Below are 24024 nucleotides of genomic sequence, written 5' to 3' on the forward strand. Positions count from 1 at the left end.
CTCCTTTGCTGGCGCTACCGTCCGGCAGCGGCATGCAGCGGCTCCGGCGATGGCGTCGGTTGCGCCGGTCGCGGCCGCTCCAGCGGCTGCTCCAGCCGGCCGATGGATGGAATCGCGTCCATCAGCTTTCTCGTATAGGGATGCGTCGAATGGCGGGACAGCTGCTCGGGATCGCCTTCGTCGACGACAGCCCCGCGCTCGAGAATGACGATGCGGTCGGCGATGCGCTTGACGACAGGCAGATCATGCGAGATGAAGATCATCGAGATGCCGAGCTGCTGCTGCAGCCGCTGCAGCAGCGCGACGATCTCCGCCTGCACCAGCACGTCCAGCCCCGTCGTCGGCTCATCGGCGATGACGAACGCCGGCTCGTTCACGAGCGCCATCGCGATGACGACGCGCTGCTTCATGCCTCCGCTCAGCTCATGCGGATACGCCTGCAGACAGCGCGATTCGATGCCGACCTGCTCCAGCAGCGTGCCGATCCGCTTCTCCATCTCCGCTCGGCTCAGCTTGCGGTGGCATGTAATCGCCTCCGTCAGCTGCTTGCGCACCGTCCAGACCGGATTCAGCGCGTTCATCGCCGCCTGCGGAACAAGCGCCATCCGATGTCCTCTTATCGCCCTCAGCTCGCGATCCGACAGCTCCGTCAGCTCCTCGCCGGCGAAGCGGATCGAGCCGGCGCTCTCGGCCGGATGCTTGAGCATCTGCATGATCGCCGCGGCGAGCGTCGTCTTGCCGCTGCCGGACTCGCCGACGATGCCGACGATCTCTCCGGGCTTGACGACAAGCTCGATTCCGCGGAGCGCGGCGACGCTTTCCTGCGCGTCCGGCTTCGGATACTCGACCGTCAAGCCGTCGATGCGGAGCGTCTCGCCCGCCTTCGCGGCGGACGCCGCCGTCCGGCTCGGCCGGCTGCGGAACCAGCCTCGGGCGCCCCGCTCCGCCGGCGCCGCATAGCTTTTGAGCCGAGGGCTGGCCTTTTCCTCCAGCCAGTAGCCGATGAACGAGCAGCCGAGCACCGTCCAGACGATGCACAGCCCGGGCGGCACGACCCACCAGATCCAGGCGTCGGTGAGGAACGCGCTGCGGGCGTTCGCATAGAAGAGGATGCTCCCCCAGCTCTTCGCCAGCGGATCTCCGAGTCCGAGAAAGCTGAGCGACGACTCCATCAGGATGGAAGCCGTCACCGCCTGGATGAATTGCGGAATCAGCAGCGGCAGCGTCATCGGCAGGATGTGCTTGCGGAGGATATAGCCGTCCCCGGCTCCCATCGCTCGGGCCGATTGGACCGGACCGCGCGTGCGGATCGAGAGAATCTGCGAGCGCAGCTCGCGGGCGACCTTCGCCCACATCAGGATCGCGATGACCAGAATCTGCGTGGACATGCTCGGCCCGAGAAAGACGCCGAGCAGAATCATGAGCGGCAGGAACGGCAGCGTCAGGCTGACGTCGACCGCCCTCATCAGGAGCGTATCGGTCCAGCCGCCCCGATAGCCGGCCAGCACGCCGACGAGCACGCCGATCGTCATGGACGCGGCAGCGCCTGCGAGGCCGATCGTCAGCGACACGCGGGCGCCGGCCGCCAGCTCCGCGAGGATGTCCTGGCCGATATCGTTCGTGCCGAGCAGATGCCCGTCGCCGGGAGCCGCGAGCGGAGCGCCGGTGCGCTCCATCGGATCATGCGGAATGAGCAGCGGGCCGAGCAGCGCGAACAGAATCATCGCGCCGAGCAGGAAGAGGCCGATCCGCCCCATCATGCCGGCTCTGCCCGTGCCGCCGAGCGTTCCGAGCTTCATCTCGTTCCCTCCCTAGGCCGTCTGCTGCGCACCCGCGGATCGACAAGCGGATAGGTCAGGTCAGCCAAAATGTTGCCCGCGATGACCGCGAGCGTGATGAGCAGGAAGACGCCCTGCATCATCGGGAAGTCGCGGGCGAGCACGCTCTCGTACAGCAGGCTCCCGATGCCGGGATACGAGAAGACCGTCTCGACGACGACCGCTCCGCCGACAAGCATGCTGAGGCTCATCGTCATATGCGTATACACCGGCAGCAGCGCGTTGCGGAGCGCGTGCCAGATCCGCCGGCGCTTCCCCGCCCCTTTCGCCTCGGCCATCATCATGTAGTCCTGCCCCAAGGAATCGAGCATCGCCGAACGCGTCAGCAGGAAATAGGAGCCGAGCGAGACAAGCGTGATCGTCGCCACCGGCAGCACCATCCGCTGCAGCACGGCGGCCGCGTACGACCAGCCGCCGGCGCTGAACAGCGGAGCCGCCCCGTAGGTCGGGAACCAGCCGAGCTGGACGCCGAAGACCGCGATCAGAATCATGCCCAGCCAAAAGCCGGGCATCGACTCCATCGTCAGGATGCCGCCGAGCAGCCATAGATCGCGCTTCCGGCCGCGGTTCCAGGCGGCGTAAGCTCCGAGCGCGACCGCGATCAGCGCGCTGAGGACCAAGGACGGCAGGACGATCCGCAGCGTCCACGGCAGGCGATCCGCCAGTACGTCGACGACAGGCTCGCCGAGCTTCGTCGAGTGGCCGAGGTCCAGCGTCAGCGCTCCTTTCAAAAAGCTCCCGTACTGCTCCAGCAGGGTGCCGTCCAGACCGGCCTCCTGCATCGCCTTGGCCCGCGCCTCCGGCGTCATCTCCTGCGCGAGCGCCTCGCCGATCGCGAAGCTCAGCGGGTCGCCCGGGGCAAGCTTCGGCAAGGCGAAGTTCAGCGTCAGCGCGACGAGGATGACGAGCGCGTATTGCAGAAGCTTGCCGGCGATCCTCACGCTTCGTTCGTCGCGTACTTCTTGCCGATCTCGCCCAGGAACGAATATTTGTGGATCATGCCGTAGCCCGGCGTCTCCACCCAATCGGCGAATTTATCCGGGTCGTACGCCCAGTTCTGCTCCGGATAATAGACGGCGAGGCTCGTCGGCTGCTTGTTGAACAGCTCCTGCATCTGGAAGGAGATCTGCTTGCGCCCTTCGATCGTCGTCTCCTGCTTCCATTGTCCGATCAGCGCGTCCATCGCCGGATATGGAACGCCTTTTTTCCAGAGGTAGCCGGCATAATGCGACATGACGAACTGGTCCGGGTCGCCGACGCCATGAGGCCCGATCATGCCGATCATCATGTCGAACGTCCGCTCCGAGCTGATCGCGGTCAGCGCGGACGGATCCATCACCTCGACGGCGACGTCGATGCCGGCCGCCGCGAACTGCTCCTTCAGCAGCTCGGACGTGCGGATGTACGTCGGCTCTGCCGAGGATACCGCGAGCTTGATTTTCAGCGGCTGACCGGAGGCGTCCTCGCGGAAGCCGTCGCCGTCCGCATCCTTGTAGCCGATCCCGTCGAGAACGGCGCGCGCCTGCTCGACGTCGAACGGCGTGCTCAGGTCCGGATTGGTCCACGGGGAATCCGGATGCGGGTATCCGGTCAAGCCGGCGCGGGCATGGCCCAGCAGCACCGTATCGGTGATCGTCTGGCGGTCGATCGCCAGCGACAGGGCGTTGCGGAACGATTCGTTGGCGAACGGCTCCTTGTCGTAGTTCAGCTTGATCTCGACGATGGCCAGCTCCGCCGTCCGCTTGACCTTCAGCTTGCCTCCGTCCTCGATGTTGCCGAGCAGCTCCGCCGGCACGCTTTTGGCCGCGACGTCGATCTCGCCGGCGCGAAGCGCGTTGAACATCGCCGTCTGGTCCTTGATGACCGGCATCGTAAGCTTGCTTACCGTCGGCTGGCCGAGGAAGTACGCTTCGTTCGCTTCGAACTTGTAATACTGGTCCGGAACGTATTCGACGAGCTTATACGGGCCTGTGCCGACTGCCAGCTCGGTGAATTTGCGCGGATTGTCCACCTTCTCCCAGACATGCTTGGCCAGGATCGGCAGATCGGCGAACGTGACGCTTTTCAGCGACGGACAAGCGTATTCGCAGGTGAACTTGAGCGTCGAATCGTCGACCTTGTCGATCGTGCCGATTTTCGGCACCTCGCTCACATGGTGGGAGAACCGGTTCTGCGGGCCGTCGCGGTAGTATTCGAACGTAAACTTGACGTCGTCGGCCGTGAACGGGGTTCCGTCATGCCAGGTCACGCCGTCGCGGACCTTGAGCGTCCAGGTGAAGTCGTCGAGCTGCTCGGCGGATTCCGCCAGCAGCGGCTGCGGCTCGTCGACGAAGGGAGACGGGCCGTACAGCTTGTCGAATACGAGATCAAGCAGATAGTCGTCGCTGGTCGTGTATAGGTTGAGCGGACCCGAGTCGCTGGCCACGCCGATCTTGAGCTCCTTCACGCTTGCTGCCGTTGCGGTCTCGCCTGCGGACGGCGCCGCGGCGCCGTTCGTCGCGTTCTCGCTGCCGCCGTTGCTCGAGCATCCGGCGACGAGCAGGACCAGCGCTGCCGCGAAGCCGATCCATCGTTTCTTTCCCCTTGTCCATTGCATGAACTTGACCTCCAACTTGATCTAGGATGAGAACTGGGTTAAGTATAATAATAGTGATAATGATTATCAATATCATCAAAAGGCGAAGCGTTCCATTTTTCCTTGACTGCAGGGCAATGGAACGCTTCTATTCTTTTTTTTGATGAGTCGATTCTGTTTTTTTATGGCCGACGGCCGGGATGGATCAGGAAAACGCGCTCCGCCCTGCGGGAGCCCCTTCATCGAAATGCGGACGCAGCCGTTCGAAGAAGGCTTGCTCCTCGGCCGTGAACCGGGCGCCCTTGCGGACGAGCACGCCGTTCTGCCTGAGATAGCCGAAGAAGGGGAGCCGCTTCGCGGTCAGCTCCTCGGCCTCCAGCTCCTTGCGGATCGCTCGGTACGGGAGGAAGGCGGCGCCAAGCCCGCTCTTGACCGCCTGCTTGATGACCTCGAAGTTGCTCATCTGCAAATACTGCACTCGCAGCCCGTGCCGGTCCATCTCCTTTTGCAAGGAACGGATCAAAAACGGGCTCCGCGGCAGGAGCACGGTCGCGCCTTGAAGATCTCTCGCATAAATGGTCTTGCGATTCATCAGGACATGCTCGGGAGGCAGCACCAGCATGAATTCGTCCTCGAACAGCGCATGCACGGCGAAGTCCGAGCGGATGAAGTCGTCGTCCGGGTAATAGGGCATGATCGCCCAGTCCGTCTTGCGGTCGACCAAGGCCTGTTTCAGAGCCTCGTAGCAGTACGCGTTGATTTCGAGCCGGTAGGGGGGATCGGAGGCGTGGAGCGTCGGGAGGATCTCGTCGAAATAATAATTGGCGAAGTATTGGCTGACGTAGACGGAAACGATCGAGCTCTCCGTCTTCATGGAGCTCTCGATGGCGCTCCCCGCCTGCAGCATCGTCTGCTCGATCTGCTTGGCGTAGTCGAGGAAAATCTCGCCCTGCCTCGTCAGCTGCGCAGTCCTGCCCGTACGAATGAACAGCGGAGCCCCGAACTGCTCTTCCAGCTTCTGAATATGATGGCTGATCGTCGGCTGCGAGCAAAACAGCTTTTTGGCCGCTTCCGTGAACGAGCCGCATTCCGCCAAGACTAGGAAGGTTTCCAATCGTTCCATCATTTTCATTTGTACGGGTCACCTCGGATGTGGATCGCTTGCCTATTGATAAAGATTATCATTTTCAATTAAAGCGGTCAAGATTTCAGCCGCTCGCTGCGGGCTGGCAATAGCTTGCAAAAAGAGCCCCGCCGCCAGCCGTTCCGGCGGGGCGAGGCTCTTTTTGGATGATGCGGCCTACACCTTGATGTCCAAGGAGCCGCCGAGCGTCGGATGCGGCGCCTGGCGGATCATCTCCGCCAGCTGCTGCCCCTGCTGCTCGAACATGTCCTTGGAGATGTTCATGACGCCGGTGCCGACCGCAAGCGCCAGCGCATGCTGGGTCATCGCGGCCGAAGCGGCCAATCCTTGCGAGACGCTGCTCATGGGCCGTCAGCCTCCTTTCGTCCTCCTCAAGGGCGGACTATGGAACATATCGGCTCGAGAGCCCGTTTTCGACACCTCGGCAAGCTCGTCCTGCGCCGGATCAGCCGCCCCGCCGGGCCGAGCGCCGGCGGGCGGCGGCCTGCTCGCGGCTGAACGCCTGCTGCCGGCGGATCGCCGCGATCCGCCGCCGCTCCCGCTCGCGGTCGCTCGCCAGCGCCCGCAGGTTGGCCGCGATGACGAGCATCGCGAGCGCCGACCACATGATGCCGAACACGGTCGCAGCCGTCCAGGCGCCGCTCAGCTCGAGCCGCGGCAGCGCATAGACCAGCATGCCGAGCGCGGCGAGCAGATAGATGCCGTGCTTCCACTTTCTCATCGCCCTGTTCCTCCCCTTGGCTTGTCTCTTCCACTGTATGCGGGCGGATGGAAGAACATGCCGATCGGCTCCCGGCACGAAAAAGGCGGCCCGCTCCCCCCGGGCAGGGAGATGGGCCGCCAAGCTTCCGGTTCCGGTCATTGGACTACTCGGAAGAGAGAAGCAGGGACTGCAAGGAATTGCCGATGATGCGGTTGACGTCCTCGACGACGACAGAGAGGCGCTTTTCCGCCTCGAAATACTTCTGCACGAGCGGATTGAGGCTCAGCACCTCGTACAGGCGGCTCATGCCCTCCAGCTCGTCGGCCGACGGCTCCTCGCCGCTCATCATCCGCTGCTGGAGATCGACCTGCTTCTTTTGAAAATCGAACAGCATCCGGCGGGCGTCGGGATCGGCGTCGGCGGCCGCGCGCGCGGCGCGCATCGTCTTCGCCTCGTGGCTGTCTTCCAGAGCTTTGGCCAATTCGTAAGCTTTGTCGTATACGCTCATGGCTTCATCTCCTTCGATATGGCTGAGCCCATCATACCACCCGTCCGCCCCGCCAAGCAAAAATCAGTCCGCCGTCCGCAAGCCGTCCGGCAGCAAAGCGTTCAGATCGGCCATGCCGACCGCCAGATGGATGCCGGCCATCGTGCGCAGCGAGCCGGAAATGATCCCGGCCAGCCGCCCTTGCTCGTCGAGCAGCGGACCGCCCGACATGCCGCTCGCGATGGCGGCGTCGATCAGCACGCGGCTGCGGCCGTTGACGACAGCGTCCGGGCTGCTGACGATGCCCTGCGTCACGATCGGCGTCTGCTTGAGCGGATAGCCGATCGCATAGACGGCGTCGCCATGCTCCAGCTTCTCCGCGCGGCGGGCGACGAACGGATAGCCGCCTCCGCTTTTCGGAGCGGGCAGCTCCAGCACGGCCGCATCGGTCCGCTCGTCGTAGCGGACGACCTTCACCGGCGAGACGGTCTTGCCGTCCGCGAGCACCGCCTCCAGCTTCGCCGCGCCCTTCACGACATGATAGGCCGTCGCGGCATCGCCCCTCGCGGAGAGCAGCACGCCGGTGCCCGTCGCGCCGACGGCGCCGTCGGCTCCAAGCGCCCTCAGGTAAAACACGGCGCTCGAGGCGAGCCGGTAGCTGTCATCGGCCGCCAGCGGCGCCTGCCGCTCCGCCTGCGTCGTGCCTGCCGCATACGGCCCTGCCGCCAGCACGGCGGCTAGAGCCAGGACGGCGATCCATCCTTTTTTCATCGCTTGAACTTCCTTTCCTGGATCGGAAATCATGCCTGGCCGGACGGACGGCTCAGTCGCGGGTTGCGGCCATGATGTCGGCGTACGCCCAGTGGCTCGGCGGCACGTCGCCATACAGCGGCTCGGCGTCCGCGCGCTTGGCCGTGCCGGCCATGCGGTTCAGCAGCGAGATCGCCTGCGCGCGGGTGAGCGGGCTGTTCGGACGGAAGCTGCCGTCCGGGAAGCCCTGGATATAACCCGCATCGGTCAGGGCGGCGATGAAGCCCGACGCCCAGTGCTTGCGCGCATCCTTCTGCTTCGGCACGGCATCGCCGTCGACGCTGATCTGGAGCGCCCGCGCGGCGATGACAGCGAACTCCGCGCGCGTCAGGCCGCGGTCGCCGCCGAACGTGCCGTCCGGATAGCCGCCGACGATGCCGGCGGAGGCGAAGAAGGCGACGAGCTGGTCGCTGCGTCCCGACTTGTCCGGGAAGGCGTTGTACAGCTCGCCCTCCTCGCGGTCAAGCAGCGGCGCAAGCGCTTCGATCAGCTCGTAGCGGCTCATCGCCGCGTCCGGCTTGAACTTGCCGTCGGCATAGCCGGAAGCGTAGCGCACGGTCGAGGCATCCTTGCGCAGGCTGTACTGCGCGGCGCCGACGTCGAACTTGTACGTCAGGATGCGCTTGTCGCCTTCGACGAGCGCTTTCACCGTCACGGAGCGGTTCAGCACCAGCTCGCCGGTGAAGCGCGGGCTGGACTCCGTCGGGTCGCTGCCGTCGGTCGTATAGCGGATCCACTTGCCCTCCGGCGCGGTCAGGCGCAGGATGCTGCCGCGCGGCGCGCGCACGGCGGCGGGCTGCTCGTCGCCGATCGCCGGCTTGCCGATGTTCGATTCGACGGCAGGCTTGGGCTCAGGCGTCGGAGACGGGCTCGGCGCCGGGAAGAAGAACCCTCCTCCGCCCGACGGCGATGGAGGCGGCTGCAGCTTCCACTCGCCGCTCAGCGCCGGGCTGTGCTCCTTGCCGAGCACGACTGCGATCGCCTTCAGCGTCGTCGTCGCCTTGAGCGGGATCGGCGAAGAGTAGACGGCCGATTGCTCGCTCGGCTCGCTGCCGTCAAGCGTGTAATGGATGACGGCTCCCGGCTCGGCGGAGAGGACGATCTCGACCTTCTCCGTGAACTCCCGATCGCCCGAGACGACTTGCGGAGCGGCTGCGGCCTGCGGCCAGCGCAGCTCCGGCGCGTTCAGGACCATCGTACGGACGAAGCCGCCCAGCGAGGCTTCGAGCTCGGCGACGCCGCCGGCCAGCAGCCGGCCGGAGCCGGACTGGAGCTGGACGAGCGACGGATCGGCGCTCCAAAGGAGGCCGTCCGCCCGGCTGAGGCCGAAGCCTGCCGTCAGGCGGTTGATCGTATCGCCGGCCGCCGGCATGACGGCCGCGGCCGCCAGGCGGGCGAGCGGGCTGTTGGACGGCGCCGGATAGAAGCCGGCCGCTGCGCGCCAGACGCCGCCGGACAGGCCGGACGGAAGCGTGCCGCTCGTCAGCGCCGCGCCGTCAAGGCCGCCCTCCGTGCGGATGATGCCTGCAGCGTCGTAATAAGCGACGCCGCGCTTGACCAGCTGCCGCTGGAACGAGGCGTCCGCGATCGTGCCGCCGTCCGCCAGCTGCCCGGCGATGCCGCCGAAGAAGCTGCGTCCCGGCACGAGCGCGCCCTGGATCGAAGCGACCGCTTCGCCGCCCGCGACGGAGCGCTCGACGGCGCCTGCGCTGCGGCCGGCGAGGCCGCCCGCCCAAGCGAGCGCCGTGCCGTCCGCCGTCGTCCGTCCGGACGCCAGCGTGTCGGAGATGCGGCCGTCGTTGCGTCCGGCCGCGCCGCCGGCTGCGGCTTCGGAGCCTTGAGACGACGCATCGGCCGCGCTGTACGAGCGCTCGATGACGCCGCCTTTGGCGTTGAGGCCGACGAGGCCGCCGGCGCTGGCTTCGCTTTTCGCGAGGCCGGCAGAGCCGGACTCGGCGATGAGGCCGGCATTGTCGCCGGCGATGAGGCCGGCGCTCAGGCGGCCGCTGGCCGAGCCTTCGGCCGTCGCGCCGCGAATGTCGCCGCCGGCCGCGTTGATGCCGGCGACGAGGCCCGCGTCGGCGCCGCTCGCCGAGCCCTCGGCCGTGACGTCGCGGAGGATGCCGCCCGATTCGTTGACGCCGGCGATGAGGCCCGCGCCAGCGCCGCCGCTGGCCTTGCCCTCGGCCGTGACGCCGCGGATCTCGCCGCCGTCCGCGTTGATCGCGGCGACGAGGCCGGCATGGCGGCCGGCCTGCACGCTCGCGCCGACGAGCTGCAGGTCGGCGATGAGGCCGCGGCTCACGAGCGCGAACGCCGCGTCGCCGGTGCCGCCGTCGGCGCGCAGGCCGATCAGCCGATGGCCGTCGCCGGCCAGCTCGCCGTCAAAGGCTTGCAGCGGCGTCCAGCCGAACGCGGACAGGTCGATGTCCGCCGTCAGCCGCAGCTTGTCGCCGGAGCCGAGCGGCGAAGCCGTGGCCGCGCGGTCGAACAGCTTGAAGTAGGCGGCGCCGGTGTCGTTGCTCAGTCGAACGTAGCCGTCCAGCTGCGCGCGGCTGCCGATCGCGATCTCGCCGTCTGCGGACAGGCGCAGGACGGACGGATCGTACGTCGCCGCCCAGCTGCCCGCCGGACGCGGATCGCGCGCCGGCACGGCCTCGGCCGAAGCCGCCGCGCCTGCATTGCGTCCTACCGCCGCGCCGCTGCCGCTGTAGGCGGACGAGGCGATGCGGCCGTCGCGGAAGTTGTAGCCGACGAGCGCGCCTTTATGCGTGTCCGTGCCCTTGGCGCTGACGGCCAGCTCGATCGCGGACGCGTACGCCTGCTCGATCTTGCCGTCGTTGTAGCCGGCGAAGCCGCCCGTATACGAGCGGGTCGTGCCGGCGAGGCCGGTCGTGGCGACGCGCTCCTGCAGCGCATGGGAGCGAAGCACGCTGCCGCTGCGCTCGACGGCGGCCGCGAAGCCGCCGGTACGCGTGTCCTGGCCGGTGTTGCTGACCGAGCCGGACGCATAGCTGTCCTCGACGGCGAAGCGGTTGATGGAGCCGGCGAAGCCGCCCGCGTAGGAGCCGCGCTTGCCGGCAGCCGTCACCGCGCCGTCCGCATAGGCGTAGCGGATCGAGCCGCTGCCCGCGCCGTTCTCGCCGAGCTGTCCGGCGAAGCCGCCGGCATACAGCGTCGTGTCGATGTTGCCGTCCGCCGCGTCGACCGGGATCGACGCGGAGCTGCGGGCGACGACGAGACGGTCGCCCTGGCCGAGCGCGCCGCCGACAAACGTCGCCGGGAGATTTTCCCCGATCGTCAGCGCCGTGCCGACCGCGATCCGCGCTCCGCCGGCGGCGACGGCGCGGCTGTAGTGGATCTCGCCGTCCAGCGCGCGGCCGACAAGGCCGCCGACGCGGTAGACGCCGCTGCCGGAGGCGTCGATGCCGCCGAACGCATCGGCATGGACGAGGATGCCGCTGCTGAAGCCGGCGATGCCGCCCGCGTCGAGCTCGCCCGCCGAGCCGGCGGCGATATGCGCGCGGCTCTGCGAGTCATAGATCGAGGCGCCGCGCAGCGCGCCGACGAGGCCGCCCGCATGCAGCGCGGATTCGCCGCCTGCGGCCGCCACGTTCAGCTGGCCTTCGTACTCTGCCTGATACAGGCCGCGGTACAGCGGATAGAGGTCGCCGAAGCGCAGTCCCGCATCGCGGTCCGATGCGCTCAGCTCGCCGGCGATGCCGCCAGCCGCCAGCGCGCCGGCGGAGCCGGCGTCGAGCGCGGCGGCGATCGGTCCGGACGCCTCGGCGTCCTGGATCGTCGTCTCCGCCGCGCGGCCGACGATGCCTCCGGCATAGACGGCCTCTCCGCGCGCATCCAGCGACGCGAAGCCGGCCTTGACGCCGCCAAGCGCCGTCTGGTCCGCTCGGCCGATCAGGCCGCCGACCGCCGCCTCGTCCGAGCCGGCCGGAGCTTTTACGGCCAGTCCTTGGACCGAAGCGTCACGCATGTCCCAGGCCGCGATGCCGCGGCCCGTCTTTTCGCCGATCAAGCCGCCGGCAGAGCCGCCGCCGGTTACGCCGAGCGCGGACGGAGCCGCCTCGACCTTCAGGCCGCCGAGGCCGTTGCCGGCTGCCGAGCGGCCGATCAGGCCGCCCGCCGCCGCATCGTCCGCGCCGGCGCTCACGGAGACCGCCTCGCCGAACGAGACGGAAAGCTCCGAGGCGTCGCCGTCCGAATAGGAGCCGAACAGGCCGCCCGCCGCGGAGCCGACGCCGGAAGCTTCGACCGCAAGCCGCGTCAGCTCCAGCTTCAGCGCCGAGGAAGTCCCGCTCTGGCGTCCCGCCAGGCCGCCCGCCGCCGCATCGTCGCCGCTTGCCGCGATGCGGCTTGCCGCTTCGCCCGATGTCGTCAGGCTCCAGCTGCCGGCTGCGATCGCGGAGACGTTCTCGCCGGCGATGCCGCCGGCCGCTCCGCCCGCCGCCGCGCTCTCGACGCGGCCGCCGGCGAGCTCGGCCCGCAGGCCCTCCGCCGCGCCTTCGCTGCGGCCGACGATGCCGCCGGCGACGCCGCCGGAGACGGACGCTCCCGCCGGCAGCTTCAGCGCGATGTCCGCGATGCGGCCGTAGTTGAGGCCGGCCAGCGCTCCGGCATACGAGGAGCCGCGCGCTTCCTTCGGCTCCAGCGCGAGGCCGCTCGCCGAGCCGTCCGCGCCGATGACGCCGAACAAGCCTCCGAACGGAACCTCGCCGCTGACGGCATAGCCGTCGATCAGATGGCCGCCGCCGAGCAGCTCGCCCTGGAACGCCAGCGCCTCGCTGACGCCGATCGGGCTCCACTGGGCGGACTGCACATGGATCGGACCTTTGATCTCGATCGTGCGGCCGGCGAAGCTGAACGGCTCGACGCCGACAAGCGTGCCGTTGACGATGGCCGCCAGACCTGCCAGCTCGGCCTCCGTGCCGATCTGGAACGTCGTCGCGTCCTTGTCGCGCAAGTACCAGTTGAGGTTGGCGTTGACGTTGCCGCCCGTGCCCTCTTCCCCGCCGCCGCTGCTGGCCGCGCGGTTCACTTCCGGATACTGGTACTGGGCGCCGAGCGAGCCGTATTTCCAGGCGGCGGCAAAATCCCAGCCCGACAGCGCCGGAAACTCCGAGCGGTCCGACAGCGTCGACGACAGGATCGTGCTCAGGCGGCCGAGCACGCTCAGCCAGCGGTACTCGCCGTCGGCGAAGTCCGGCAGATCCTTGTTCAGGTTGAGCTTTTCGTCCTTGATGTAATAGCTCTTGTACAGCAGCTCCTTGCTCGCGTTGTCGTAGCGGCCGGCGAAGCCGCCCGCCAGCGCCGTCCCGCTCGCCGACACCTCGGCGGCGGAATAGCTCGACGAGATGCGGCCGGAGACGATCCGTCCGGCGAAGCCGCCGGCATACGAGCCGCTGCCCGAAGCCGTCACGCTCTTGGCGCTGTAGGCGTTTTTGACCGAGCCGCCTGCGAGCTCGCCGAGCAGGCCGCCGGCCTGCGCATAGGCGCCGGAAGCCGTCACCTTGGAGGCGGCGTACGACTGCTCGACCGTGCCGGAGCTGCGGCCGGCGAGGCCGCCGAGGAACACCGGCTGGCCGGACGTGCCGTAGGCTTTGCTCGTCAGATCAAGATCCGTATAGGAAGCGAGGATGCGGCCGGCGTTGTCGCCGACGAGCCCGCCGGCCAGCGTTCCCTGGCCCTCGATCGTCAGATTGGCGTTCGTGTACGTGTAGTAGAGCGTGCCCGTCGCCGCGTTGCGGCCGACGAAGCCGCCGACGACGGCGTTCGCGCCTTTGGAGGAAACCGGAATCTTGTCCGTCACGCTGACGTTGGCGATCAGGCTGGCGTTCTCGCCGACGAGGCCGCCGACCGTCATGCCCGGCGCGAGCGCCTGCACGCTGCCGGCTACGCGGCTGTTGACGATGATGCCGCTCGAGCTGGCCGGAGCGGCTGCCGGGTCGCTCGCGCGCGCCTCCAGCCGTGCCGCCATGCCGCCGACGAAGCTGCCGCTTGCGGAGGCGTTGGCCTTCAGCTGCATGCCGCCGAACACCGTATCGACGATCGCAGCCGCCTCGCCGCCTTTGAGCGTGCCCGCCAGGCCGCCCGCCGCCGAATCCGGACCGCTCAGCAGCAAGTTCGCGCCGCTGCCGACGAGGCCGCGCAGCGTCGTCTCGACGCTGCTGCCGACCAGGCCGCCGGCCTTCGCCTGCGAGGCGTCCGCCGATGCGGTCAGGAGCAGGTTCTGCATGTTCACCCGCTGCAGATCGCCCTCGATCCGGCTGCTGTCCGCGCGGCCGGCCAAGCCGCCGGCCTCGATGCCGGGCGCGCTCAGCGTTAGCGCGACGTAGTTCGGCGCTTCTGCGAGCGCCGCCGGACGGATGAGATCGGCATGGACGGCGTAGCCGGCGATGCCGCCGATGCGCGCTCCCGCCGCCGTCGCCGCTGCCGTCGGCGACTCGCCGCCCTCAAGCTTCGAGTCGGTCAGCGTGGCGCGGCTGTCCGCCGAGCCCTCCAGCCGGCCGACGAGTCCGCCCGCTTCCGCGCCGGAGCCTTCGGCCGCAAGCGCGACGCTGCGCGCCGTGGCGCCGAGGATCGAGCCGCGGCTGAGGCCGGACGCGCCGCCGAGCCGCGCGTCCGCGCCGGTCGAGCGGATCGTGACCGCCTCGGCCGCGCCGCCGCTCAGGCTGCCGGCGTTCTCGCCGGCGATGCCGCCGATGCGGGCGCGGGCGCCGGAAGAGTCGACCTCGAAGCCGGATACGAGCAGGCTCGCCTGAGCGGTGCCGTCAAGCCGGCCGATGCCGCCGCCAAGCGCGGCTTCGTCGGCCTGCGCCTCCAGCGTGACCGCGCGGACCGCCAGCGGCTGCGCCGAGGTGCCGAGCACGGCCGCGCCGTCGATCCGGCCGGCCGCGCCGCCGAACGCGACTCCCGTCATGCCCGCGGGCAGAGCGGCGGATACCCGGTCGACCCGGCTGCCGCTCACCGTCAGCTCGCCGATGCCGCGGCCGATCAGGCCGCCGGCAGCGAAGTCGTCGCGTCCGCCCGCCGGCGAAGCGATCGCCGTCTCGAAGCGAAGGCTCGCCGAATCGGACGCAGACGGATCGCCGGCGCGAGCGTCTGCAATCGTGCCGGAGGCGGCGCCGGCGATGCCGCCGGCCGCGCTGCCGGAGCGCTGCGCCCGCAGCGTCAGCCAGGAAGCCGACGAAGCGGAGATCGTGCCGTCGGAATGGCCGGCGATGCCGCCCAGCTCGCCTTCGGCGACGATCGCGAGCGGCTGGGCCGCCGTGCCGCCGGCAGCGGAGCCGCTGATCTCGGCTCCCGCCGCCAGATAACCGGCGATGCCGCCGGCATAAACGGCGCTGTCGCCGGCCGTGTCGGCCGTCAGGCCGCTCTTGAACGACGCATGGCGGATCAGGCCGCCGCCGTTGTAGCCGACGATGCCGCCGGCGTATACCGCGCCCGTGCCTTGCGCCTCGACGGCGGCCGCCGAGACATACGCCGCAGGCGCATCGTCGGTCAGGCTGACGCCTTGCGCCGCATAGCCGAACAGGCCGCCGACATAAACGTCCTTGCCCTCGGCGGCGATCGGAATCGCCTGCTCGAAGCCTTTGGACCAGGTCAGCGCAGGGCCGACGAAGCCGGCGATCGTGCCGGAGTAGACGCGTTCGCCGCCGGCATGATGGACCGCGGCCGTCTGGCGCAGCGCGACAGAGGCGTCCGGCAGGACGCCGCCGATCGAGCCCGCCACGCCGCCGGCGTAGCTCTCCTCCGCATCCGGCGACGTCACGCTGACCTCGCCGCTGTTCGCCGTATCGGCCGAGAACGTCACCGGCGAGCCGTAATGCCCGGCGAGGCCGCCCGCATGCGCGAGCCGGCCGCCCGTCACCGTCACGGCGCCGCCGTTGCGGATCGGCGTGCTCTCGCCCTGCATGTCGAGCGCCCCTGCCGTCAGGCCGGTCAGACCGCCGGCGTACAGCTCGCTCGCGGCTCCGCCGCTCGCGGAGACCGCCCCGTCATTGGCCGCCTTTTTCAGCGTCAGGCCGCCCTCGGACACATGTCCGACCAGACCGCCGGCGTAGGTGGAGCCCGCCACGGTGACAGGCGCCTCGTTGAGCGCATTGGACACCTGGCCCGAGCCCGAGCCGACGATGCCGCCCGCATAGGCGACGCCGCTGCCGCTCTCGGCCTCGATCGCAAGCTCGTTCTCGATATCGTAGACGATGCTGTAGCCGATCATCTTGCCCACGGCCGAGCCCGCGTAGACGTTGCCGGCCACGGTGACGTCGATCTCGCCGTCCGCCTCGAAGCGGAAGCCGCCGACCGTGCCGCCGTCCATGTTGCCGACCAGTCCCTGATAAGGAATGGCGGCCGGAACGCGCATGCCGGAAATGCCGAACATCGCTCCGTCCTTGGCGATCAGCGTGCCCTTGAACGGATGGGATTCCGTGCCGATCGGCAGCCAGTCGTACGCCGACAGGTCGAGGCTCCGGTCGACCTCCAAAATCTTGCCCTTCAGGCCGTCCACGCCGTTCTCGCCGTTCTCGCCGTTGACGAGCTTGGCGATGCCCGCCAGCTTGGCCGGCGTGTCGATCTTGAACGTCGTGTAGGTCGCGTCGAACCAGCTCGTATCCGCGGAGCCGTCCCAGGTCTGGGCTCCGGCTCCGGCCAGCATGGCCGTGCCGCCGGCGGCCCCGGCGAGGATGGCGGCGCCGAGCGCCGCCATCTTCCAGGTCCGATATCTTTTCCTTGCCTTCATGTCCTGCCCCCCACTTAGATCCGTTCTTAGCAGACAACCCGCATCACGCCTGAAGCATGATGCGGGCTCGCCTGCCGGCCGGTTATGAATTCATCCAGTCGCTCGCCCGGACCGCGATCGCAGCCGCCTGGCTGCGGGTCAGCGGATCGCCCGGACGGATGCTGCCGTCGATGCCTTGAATGAGCCCCGCCTTGACGGCGGCCGCAACCGGGCCGCGCGCCCAGTCCGGGATCGCCTTGACGTCGGCGAAGGCGCCCAGCACGCGCGCGATCTCCGCTTCCTCAAGCTGCGCTCCCGGCTGCGCGATCGCCATCAGCCTGCCGGCCATGGCCATCGCCTCGAGCCGCGTCAGCGCCGCGTTCGGATCGTAGCGCTCCGCGCTCTTGCCGCTCGCCAGGCCGAGGCCGACTGCGATGCCGACCGTGCGGGCGTACCAGCTGTCCGCCGGCACGTCGCCGAAGCGGACCGCCGCGGCCGGCTCGTTCATGTAGCCTGCCGCGCGCAGCAGGATCGTCGGATACTCGGCCCTCGTCACCTTGGCGTTCGGCGCGAACTTGTCCGCGGATTGGCCGAGGACGAGCATCCGGGCCGAAGCCTGGCGGATGCTGTCCGCCGCCCAGAACAGCGGCGCGACGTCCGTGAACGTCCGCGTGCTCGCCGCGTAGTACACGCTGCCCGAGCCGGTCAGCCGCACCAGGGCGGCCGAGCCGCCGGCGGCCGGCTTCCACGGCAGCGGCGTCCAGCTGCCGTCCGCCGCGCGGAGCAGCACCGCTGTCACGTCCTTCGACGAGACGCCTTCCGGCAGCGGCAGCGTCGCGCTTGGCGCCGGCTTCCAGCCTGCCGGCGCGAGGCCGAGCTGCAGCTTGGTGCCTGCGCCGCCTCCGAGCAGCCGGAAGCCTTGGGCCGCGGCCGCCGCATCCAGCAGCGTCCGCTCTCCGCTGTCGTTCAAGCCGAACGCCAGCACGAGATCGTTGTTGCCGCCGCGCAGCTGCGGCGCTCCGAGCGCGAGGCTCGCCATCGGCAGCTCGATGCGCAGCGTCTTGCCCGCCGCGGCGAGCTTGTCCGCAAGCGCCCGCTCCACCGTGACGCGGTAGCCTTCGGCTCCCGCCTCGGCCGAGCGGAGCGTCAGATCCGCCGCGACGCCGCCCTCCAGGACAGAGCCGTCCAGACGGATCAGCGCCGTCTTGCCTTCCCAGGCGGCTTCGATCGCCGCCCCGTTCACGCTCGCCTGCGGCTTGTCGCCCGCAGGAGCTCCGCCGCCTCCTCCGAAGCCGAAGCCGCCCGGCATCATCATCCAGATGCTCGCCGGCATCAGCTTCGCCGCCATCGCCAGCTTGCCGCTGGACAAGCGCTTCGCCACGACGACGGTGTCGCCGTATTTCGCCGCGACGATGCCGTCCGCCGGCAGCAGGCTCCAGGACGACAGGTCCTCCTGGAAGGCTGGCAGCTTCGCTCCCGCGCTATAGACGCGGTACGCGAGCTGCTGCCCCGTCATGTCGCCGGCATCGGTCACGACGACGCGCGTCTTGTCCGTCGCGCCGAGCACCGCCTCTGCCTCGGCTCCGAGCGCGCCGAGCGAGGTCGGCTGCGGCAGCTTCGCCTCGGCGACCGCCATCGCTTGCAGCGTCATGCCGTCCGACACGCGGTACTCCGCCGTAATCAGGCTCGCGCCGGCGCCAAGCGCCGTCAGCGTGCCGTCCTCGGCGAGCAGCGCCGAGTCGCCGTCGACCGTCAAGGTCAGGCGCTCGCGCTCGGTCTCGGTCAGCGCGACTTCCTTATAGCGCGTCTTGCCGCTGCCGTCCTTGCCGTCCGCCACCTGGAGCACGGCCTGCAGCTTCACGCTGTCGCCCGGACGGAGCGTCGGGATCGGCTTCAGCACGATCGCGCTCGGGGCGCGGTAGCCGTCGTTCGTGACGTCCACGACGGCCGAGTTCTCATTGCCCGCCGCGTCGCGGGCGACGAACTTCAGCTCGGCCGACGCGCCGGCGTCCTCCGGCAGCAGCACCTCGCCGCCGAAGCGGCCGTCCTCCTCGACCTCGACCGGCTGTCCGGCGACCGTCAGCACGTCGCCCGGCGTCGTCGATCCGGCGACGCGCACCCGGCCGGCCTGCGTCCGCGCTCCCGTCGCCGGCTCGTCGATGTACAGCACCGGCGCGATCGTATCGACCGTCAGGTACAGCATCGTGACCGAGACGTCGCCCGTCGCCGTGTTGCGGGACCGCAGCTCGACGGCGAACGTGCCGTCCGTCGCGAAGCGGGTCAGCTTGAGCGAGCCGCGGCTGATGCCGCCCTCGCTGCGCATGTCCGCCTTGCCGAGGTATTCCTCCCCGACATAAGCCTCCACCTCGACGTTCGGCTGCGCCGAATGCAGCGAGATCGTCTGCTCGGTGCCGCTCGTCAGGTAGGTCCAGAAGGTTTTGCCCGGCTCGCTCGTCCTGACCGGACCGCCGCCGAGCGTCAGCTGCGGCTTCTGCACGAGCGGCAGCAGCGTCGCCGCCGTGTCGGCCCGATCCGCGTAATGCGGGTTGCGGTTCTTGTCGTCCGCTTCCGTCGGCACCGCCGAGGCGCTGACGCCGATGACGTACATGCTGCCGGTCTCGAGTCCGGCATGAGACACCTTCGGCGCCTCCTTGCCCTCCTCGCCGACCAGCTGCGTGCCGCCAAGTCCGGACGTATCGATCTGATCCGAAGCCGACACGGCCGCCCAGCCGCCGATCGGAATGCCCTCGTACTTGCCGCTCGCAGCGTTCCAGTACGGCTGCAGCTCCTCTTCGGTCATGAGCACGTCGCCGAACGGCTCGTACGCGATCCCGTTCTGGAAAGCCTCGACGACATAGCTGCGCTCATAAGCCTGCTGGCCGCTCTTGACCGCGCCGGGCTTGAACGACAGATGGAAATAGCCGTTGCCTGCCGGCTTCACCGCTACGTCGCTGACCTTGCCCGGAGCCATCGGATCCTTCAGCTCGAAGCGCTGCGCCGACGTCTTCGTGGCGAAGGCGTTTTCCGACTTGAGCTCCGCCCGCACATAATAGCTGCCTTGGCGCAGCAGGCCGCGGATGTCCTCCGTGCCGCCCGCCAGCTCGATGCGCCGGACGTCGATGCTCGCCCGTCCCGCCGCTGCCGGCAAGTCCTTGGCGATCAGCATGCCCGCGTCGCCGGCCTTGCGCACGACGTCGCCGCTTGCCAGCGTCTCGGTCGCGTCCGTTACGGCGTCCTTCGCCAAATACAGGCTCACCGTATCGCCCGGCTTGGCATTATCGACCTTCCACGTCGCGGCGAACTTGTTCTCGTCCGCCGGATCCGCCGTCAGCCCGACCTCGCTCAGCTGCGGCGCCGTCGGCACGTTCAGCAGCTTCGTCTCGACCGGCGCCTGCGCGGTCAGCGTCCATGTGCCGCCTGCGGCCGCCTTGGCCGCCGGGATGATGACGTACGCCTTGCGCGAGTCGACGTCCGTCCCTGTGTTCTTCGCAGACACGACTTGCGTGAAGGCGTTGGCCGTCTTGTCGGTGTTCGTGTTGTCGAACTTGATCGGGTACGGCTTGCCGCTGCCGTCCTTCAGCGTGAAGGCCGGCAACTCCTTGCTGTCGTACTCCACCTCGATGATCGCGTTGCCGCTGACGCCGCCGAGCGGAATCTCATGCACGCGTCCGCCGTTCTTGACCGTAATGCCGCCGAGGCCGAGCGTCATGTCGCCGTTGTCGACGATCTTCATGCCGTTTCCGATCTCGCGGTACTCGATCGCCTGCGTCTCCTGCTCCGCCGCGACGCGGGAGTCGGCCAGCGCCTGCACGCCCGAGCCGATGACGAGCAGCCGCGGTCCGCGCTCCGGATCCTCGATGACCAGATGCGCGAGGCCCTCCGGCAGCTGGTCGGTCGACGTGCCGAACTCGACGCCTCCGCCCCAGTAGTAGGTGATGCCGAGGCTGATGAACAGGATGCCGACGCTGCCCCACAGCTTGTCGTTGTTGACGCCGAGGAACACGCTCGCCAGCGGCATGCCGCCGACGACCGGCACCGAGCCCGGAATCTGCACCTTGGAGCCGATGTAGCCCTCGAAGTCGGTGCGGTTCTTCTCCAGGTTCTGGCCGACAAAGATGCCGGCCTTGCCGACGATGATGTCCCAGCCGCCGATGTCGACCTCGGCCTGGACGCGCACGAACCACGGCGTCACCCACTGGGCTTCCAGCAGCGCCATCGTGATCATCTCGATGCGGTCGTCCTTTTCCGCGTTGGCGTCGGGGGAATAATCCATCACGCCCTCGATCTTGATGCCCGTCCGCTTGAGCGTCAGGTCGATGTCGCCGAAGAAGTACGCCGGCGCCATGCCGAAGCGCACGCCGACGCCCGCCTGGATCGTCAGCGGGAACGGATCCTCCGCCGTGCCGCCGGCGATCGTGTCGGCCAGCTCGCGCACCGCGCCGCGGATCGCGGTCAGGTACGTCGCGCCGGTGATGAGGATGCCGGGGCTCTTGAGCTGCGTGCCGAAGGCGATCACATCCGGCAGGATGCGCCCGTCGTCGACCTGCTTGAGCGAGAACTCGATCGCGACCTCGGTCATGTTCTTGAGCTGCGCCTCGAATTCAAGGCCGTACGTGTTGTTGATGCCGTCCACCTTCTGGACGTAGTGGGTGACGCCGATGCTGCCGCTCGGCTTTTTCGGACCTTCCTCGCCCGACTTCTTGTCCTCCTTCGGCCCGAACAGGCCGAGGCTTTCGTTGAGGTCGAAGCCGAGCTTGGCGTCGATGCCGACGAAGCCCTTGTCGTTGAAGATGACGTTGTTGATCTCCGCGTTCACGATCTTCAGCGAGATCGAGCCGCCGAACGAGATGCCGCCCTCGCGCAGGATGAAGTCGTTCAGCGACAGCCCGAAGCCGTCGATCGAGAAGCTCGGAGCGCTGAACAGCGAGTGCTTGTTGAAGTACACGTTCTCCAGCATGATCTGGCGAAGCGGATTGAGCCGGTCGCCGACGCCGCCGACGGCCCATTTGAGGCTGCCGTTCTGGCTGTCGTCCTCCGGGTTCGTCGCCGACTGCTTGTTGGCGTCCTGGCTATCTTCCTCCTCGTCCTCCTCCTCGTCCTCGCCGCTGCCGGCGCGCGGGATGCCGTAGCCGTCCCCGCCGAGCGTCTTGTCGAAGCCGTTGAAGAAGTCGAGCGTCCATTCGCCCTTGTGGAAAATGAAGCCGCTGCTGGCCACGCTCAGCGTGCCGTCGCCCTTGACGAACAGCGTGTCGAGCAGCGGCAGTCCCTCCGGCTGCTTGATGCCGAGGATGTCGAGCTTGCCGCGCACGAGCACGAGATCCTTGCCGCTGTAGGCGACCGCGCCGTTGATGATCGCCGGCTCGGTCTTCGTATCGACGATGATCTGCTGGTCGTCGCCGCTGCCGACCTGCTTGACCATGCCGCGCACGACGACGAGCGTCTCGCGCTCGATCTCATCCTCCTCGGCCTGCTCCTCGAACGCCTCCAGATCCTCTTCGCTCTCGAAGATCTGATAGTTGTAAAGCGGCGTCTCCGAGAGGGCGGCCTCGTCGGCGAACTCGCTCAGCTCGAATTCCGGATCGACCGCCTTGCTGGCCGCGCCGATCAGGGCGCGCGTCTTCTTGTACTGCGTCGCGGCCTCGTACAGGAAGCTGCCTTCCTCGAAAGGCTCGCCCGGGAACAGGCTGTTCAGCTGCTCCAGCCGCTCCTCGCCGACCGTCGCGCCGTTGTCGATGCCGCTCAGATCGACGACTTCCTTGTACAGCGCCAGGATGCCGGCCTCGCGGATGCGCGACTCGTCGTTGTCGGTGACGAGGATCGTCTGGCCCGACGCGATGTCGTACATCGAGGCGAGGTCCGGATCGTCGCCGGCCGTCCCCTTGTAGTCGATGACGATCTCGTACTCGCCGAGCGGCAGCTCGGGACCGAGTCCTTCCTCGATCACGCTGCCCGCCTCGTCGACCTTGTCGCCGCCGCGGTAGGTGATGCGCATGTCGCCGGTCAGGCCGTCGTCAGTCGGCTGCAGCAGCACCGAATCGGCGACCGGCACCCGGTAGCGCTCGCGGGTCGACTTCTCGACCAGGAACAGGTCGAAGTTCGGCTCCGTGCCGCCCCCGCCGGTCGTGTACGCCTCGATGTTGGACAGGTTGACCGTCATGTACTTGACGTCCGTGCGGTACAGCTCCTTGGGCGAGACGCCGTACACGTACGTCGGCGTCGCCTGGCCGACCGGCGGCAGCAGGATGAAGTTCGTCTTGACGGACTCGTACTGCGCCTGGATGCTCTCGTCGGCGATGCCCTCGATCTTGCTGCGCGTCTCCGGGCTGCGCGCCGTCAGCATGTATTGGCGGGTCGTCGGCCACGGCCGGCCTTTGGCCATCACCTTGAACGTCGCCGTCACCGTATCGCCGGGCTTGTACTTCGGCTGGATGCCGAGCTTAGCCTCCTCCGGCGTCGCCTCCTTGCGGTATTCGACGCGCTTGCTGCTCACGGTGTCGACGAGCGGCTTGCCGGAGCCGTCGCGCTTGATGTTCCCCTGCTCGTCGAGCTGCACGAAGCTCAGTCCGCTCTCGAGCGTCATCTCCAGCTCCAGGCGCGAATGCTCCATGTTGAACGACGGCAGGTTCTCGACCTCGGCGATGATGTCGAACACGCCTTCGTCGCGATAGCCGCTCGCGTCCGGCAGCGTGGCGAGCTGCTGAATCGGATCGACGTAGCGGATGGAGAACACTTTGTCCGGCGCGACGATCTCGCCGAGGCCGTAGATCGTCTCGAAGCTCTGCATGCGTCCCGGATCGATCGCATCCGGGTTCCAGTAGAACGCCACGGCGGAATCCGCGCTGCCGTAGTCGTTCGTGTCGCGAGTGAAGTCGAGGTTCGGATGGACCTCATAGTCCCACTTCGTGTTCGCCAGACCGTTCCAATGTCCGACGACCATCTCGTCGACGATGTTGATGTTCTGCTCGGCGACGTTGTTGAAGCCGTAGGCGACGACGTTCGTCGCCTGCGGATTCTCGAGGTCGAGCTTGTCGCGCATGACCCAGTAGGCGGGCAGCTTGTGCAGCGGCGCGTCTTCCGGAGGAATGCCGATCTTCTCCGGCTCATGCGTCAGCCGGCGCTCGACGAGCAGCGGCGCCTTGGACGCCGTGCCGACCTGGAACGCCGGGCCGTCGTTGCCGCCGACCATCGTATCGAGCAGGATCCGGCTGCCGACCTCCACCTTGGCGCCGCTGCCGTTCGTCACCTCGTAGCGGATGTTCACGTTGCCCGAGTTGATCTTGTCCTTGCCGTCCGTATAGAGCAGCAGGATCTGCTTGATCGACACGCCCTTCATCGACCAGACCATCTCCAGCTGCTTCGTGCCGTTCGGCTTCTCGACGAGCGTCGGCTCCGTCGTCCGCGACTGCTCGCTGCCGAACTTGTATTTGTTGCCGAAAATATAGTCCGTGCCGTCGATGCGGAACGTCGTGAACGACGTCTCCGGATCGTCTCCGCGGAACAGCAGGCTCACGTTCTGGTCCTGCTTGCGGATCGGCTGTCCCTCGATCGTGCGGATGCCGTACCGTCCCGTCTCGTTGTCGACCGTCACCTTGATATAGTCGTTCTGAATCGTCGTCGTCCGGCTCTTGCCCAGCTCGGCGGCCACCGCGTGGCCGCTCTCGAACAGGGCGGGAAATACGAGCACGAATGCCAGCAGCGACGACAGTCCGCGTTTAAGCAGCTTCACCGAACAT

General features: G+C 68.2%; 10 protein-coding genes. All 10 read right to left on the reverse strand.

What is annotated here, in order from left to right:
• Nucleotides 1–14: 14 nt before the first annotated feature.
• The 10 genes from H582_RS27750 to H582_RS0114650 all read right to left on the reverse strand — a co-directional run bounded on the left by H582_RS27750 (nucleotide 15) and on the right by H582_RS0114650 (nucleotide 24017).
• Nucleotides 15–1799: a dipeptide/oligopeptide/nickel ABC transporter permease/ATP-binding protein gene (locus tag H582_RS27750; protein WP_084137326.1), complete on the reverse strand. Its 1785-nt coding sequence runs from the start codon at nucleotides 1797–1799 to the stop codon at nucleotides 15–17.
• Complete coding sequence (locus tag H582_RS0114610) at nucleotides 1796–2779, reverse strand: ABC transporter permease (protein ID WP_028599108.1); 984 nt, start codon at nucleotides 2777–2779, stop codon at nucleotides 1796–1798. Before H582_RS0114610 ends, H582_RS27750 begins: the two co-directional genes overlap by 4 nt.
• A complete protein-coding gene (locus H582_RS0114615; protein ID WP_052333293.1) occupies nucleotides 2776–4434 on the reverse strand; it encodes an ABC transporter substrate-binding protein in 1659 nt (552 codons plus the stop codon). The genes H582_RS0114610 and H582_RS0114615 overlap by 4 nt, the downstream gene beginning before the upstream one ends.
• A 184-nt stretch (nucleotides 4435–4618) precedes the next feature.
• Nucleotides 4619–5545 carry a LysR family transcriptional regulator gene (locus tag H582_RS27755; RefSeq protein WP_084137328.1) on the reverse strand — a complete coding sequence of 309 codons (927 nt, stop codon included), beginning with the start codon at nucleotides 5543–5545 and terminating at the stop codon, nucleotides 4619–4621.
• A gap of 168 nt (nucleotides 5546–5713) precedes the next feature.
• On the reverse strand, nucleotides 5714–5902 hold the full coding sequence (locus H582_RS0114625; protein ID WP_028599110.1) for a YjfB family protein: 189 nt from the start codon (nucleotides 5900–5902) through the stop codon (nucleotides 5714–5716).
• A 100-nt stretch (nucleotides 5903–6002) separates the two neighbouring features.
• Complete coding sequence (locus H582_RS0114630; RefSeq protein ID WP_028599111.1) at nucleotides 6003–6278, reverse strand: hypothetical protein; 276 nt, start codon at nucleotides 6276–6278, stop codon at nucleotides 6003–6005.
• A gap of 145 nt (nucleotides 6279–6423) precedes the next feature.
• The gene (locus H582_RS0114635) at nucleotides 6424–6768 is read right to left on the reverse strand and encodes a YlbF family regulator (protein ID WP_028599112.1); all 345 of its coding nucleotides are present in this window, start codon (nucleotides 6766–6768) and stop codon (nucleotides 6424–6426) included.
• A gap of 63 nt (nucleotides 6769–6831) precedes the next feature.
• Nucleotides 6832–7518, reverse strand: a complete 687-nt coding sequence (locus tag H582_RS0114640) for a S1C family serine protease (RefSeq protein ID WP_028599113.1) — start codon at nucleotides 7516–7518, stop codon at nucleotides 6832–6834.
• 52 nt (nucleotides 7519–7570) lie between these two features.
• Complete coding sequence (locus H582_RS0114645; RefSeq protein ID WP_127464501.1) at nucleotides 7571–16312, reverse strand: chitobiase/beta-hexosaminidase C-terminal domain-containing protein; 8742 nt, start codon at nucleotides 16310–16312, stop codon at nucleotides 7571–7573.
• An 82-nt stretch (nucleotides 16313–16394) separates the two neighbouring features.
• Complete coding sequence (locus H582_RS0114650) at nucleotides 16395–24017, reverse strand: S-layer homology domain-containing protein (protein ID WP_028599115.1); 7623 nt, start codon at nucleotides 24015–24017, stop codon at nucleotides 16395–16397.
• Between the last annotated feature and the right edge of the window lie 7 nt (nucleotides 24018–24024).

This window comes from Paenibacillus pasadenensis DSM 19293 (genome assembly GCF_000422485.1).
Taxonomy (GTDB): Bacteria; Bacillota; Bacilli; order Paenibacillales; family Paenibacillaceae; genus Paenibacillus_O; species Paenibacillus_O pasadenensis.

What these genes read in the sequence shown, in the direction of transcription:
- H582_RS27750 (WP_084137326.1), bottom strand. Translation starts at nt 1,799, where the DNA reads ATGAAGCTCGGAACGCTCGGCGGCACGGGCAGAGCCGGCATGATGGGG.
- H582_RS0114615 (WP_052333293.1), bottom strand. Translation starts at nt 4,434, where the DNA reads ATGCAATGGACAAGGGGAAAGAAACGATGGATCGGCTTCGCGGCAGCG.
- H582_RS27755 (WP_084137328.1), bottom strand. Translation starts at nt 5,545, where the DNA reads ATGAAAATGATGGAACGATTGGAAACCTTCCTAGTCTTGGCGGAATGC.
- H582_RS0114625 (WP_028599110.1), bottom strand. Translation starts at nt 5,902, where the DNA reads ATGAGCAGCGTCTCGCAAGGATTGGCCGCTTCGGCCGCGATGACCCAG.
- H582_RS0114630 (WP_028599111.1), bottom strand. Translation starts at nt 6,278, where the DNA reads ATGAGAAAGTGGAAGCACGGCATCTATCTGCTCGCCGCGCTCGGCATG.
- H582_RS0114635 (WP_028599112.1), bottom strand. Translation starts at nt 6,768, where the DNA reads ATGAGCGTATACGACAAAGCTTACGAATTGGCCAAAGCTCTGGAAGAC.
- H582_RS0114640 (WP_028599113.1), bottom strand. Translation starts at nt 7,518, where the DNA reads ATGAAAAAAGGATGGATCGCCGTCCTGGCTCTAGCCGCCGTGCTGGCG.
- H582_RS0114645 (WP_127464501.1), bottom strand. Translation starts at nt 16,312, where the DNA reads ATGAAGGCAAGGAAAAGATATCGGACCTGGAAGATGGCGGCGCTCGGC.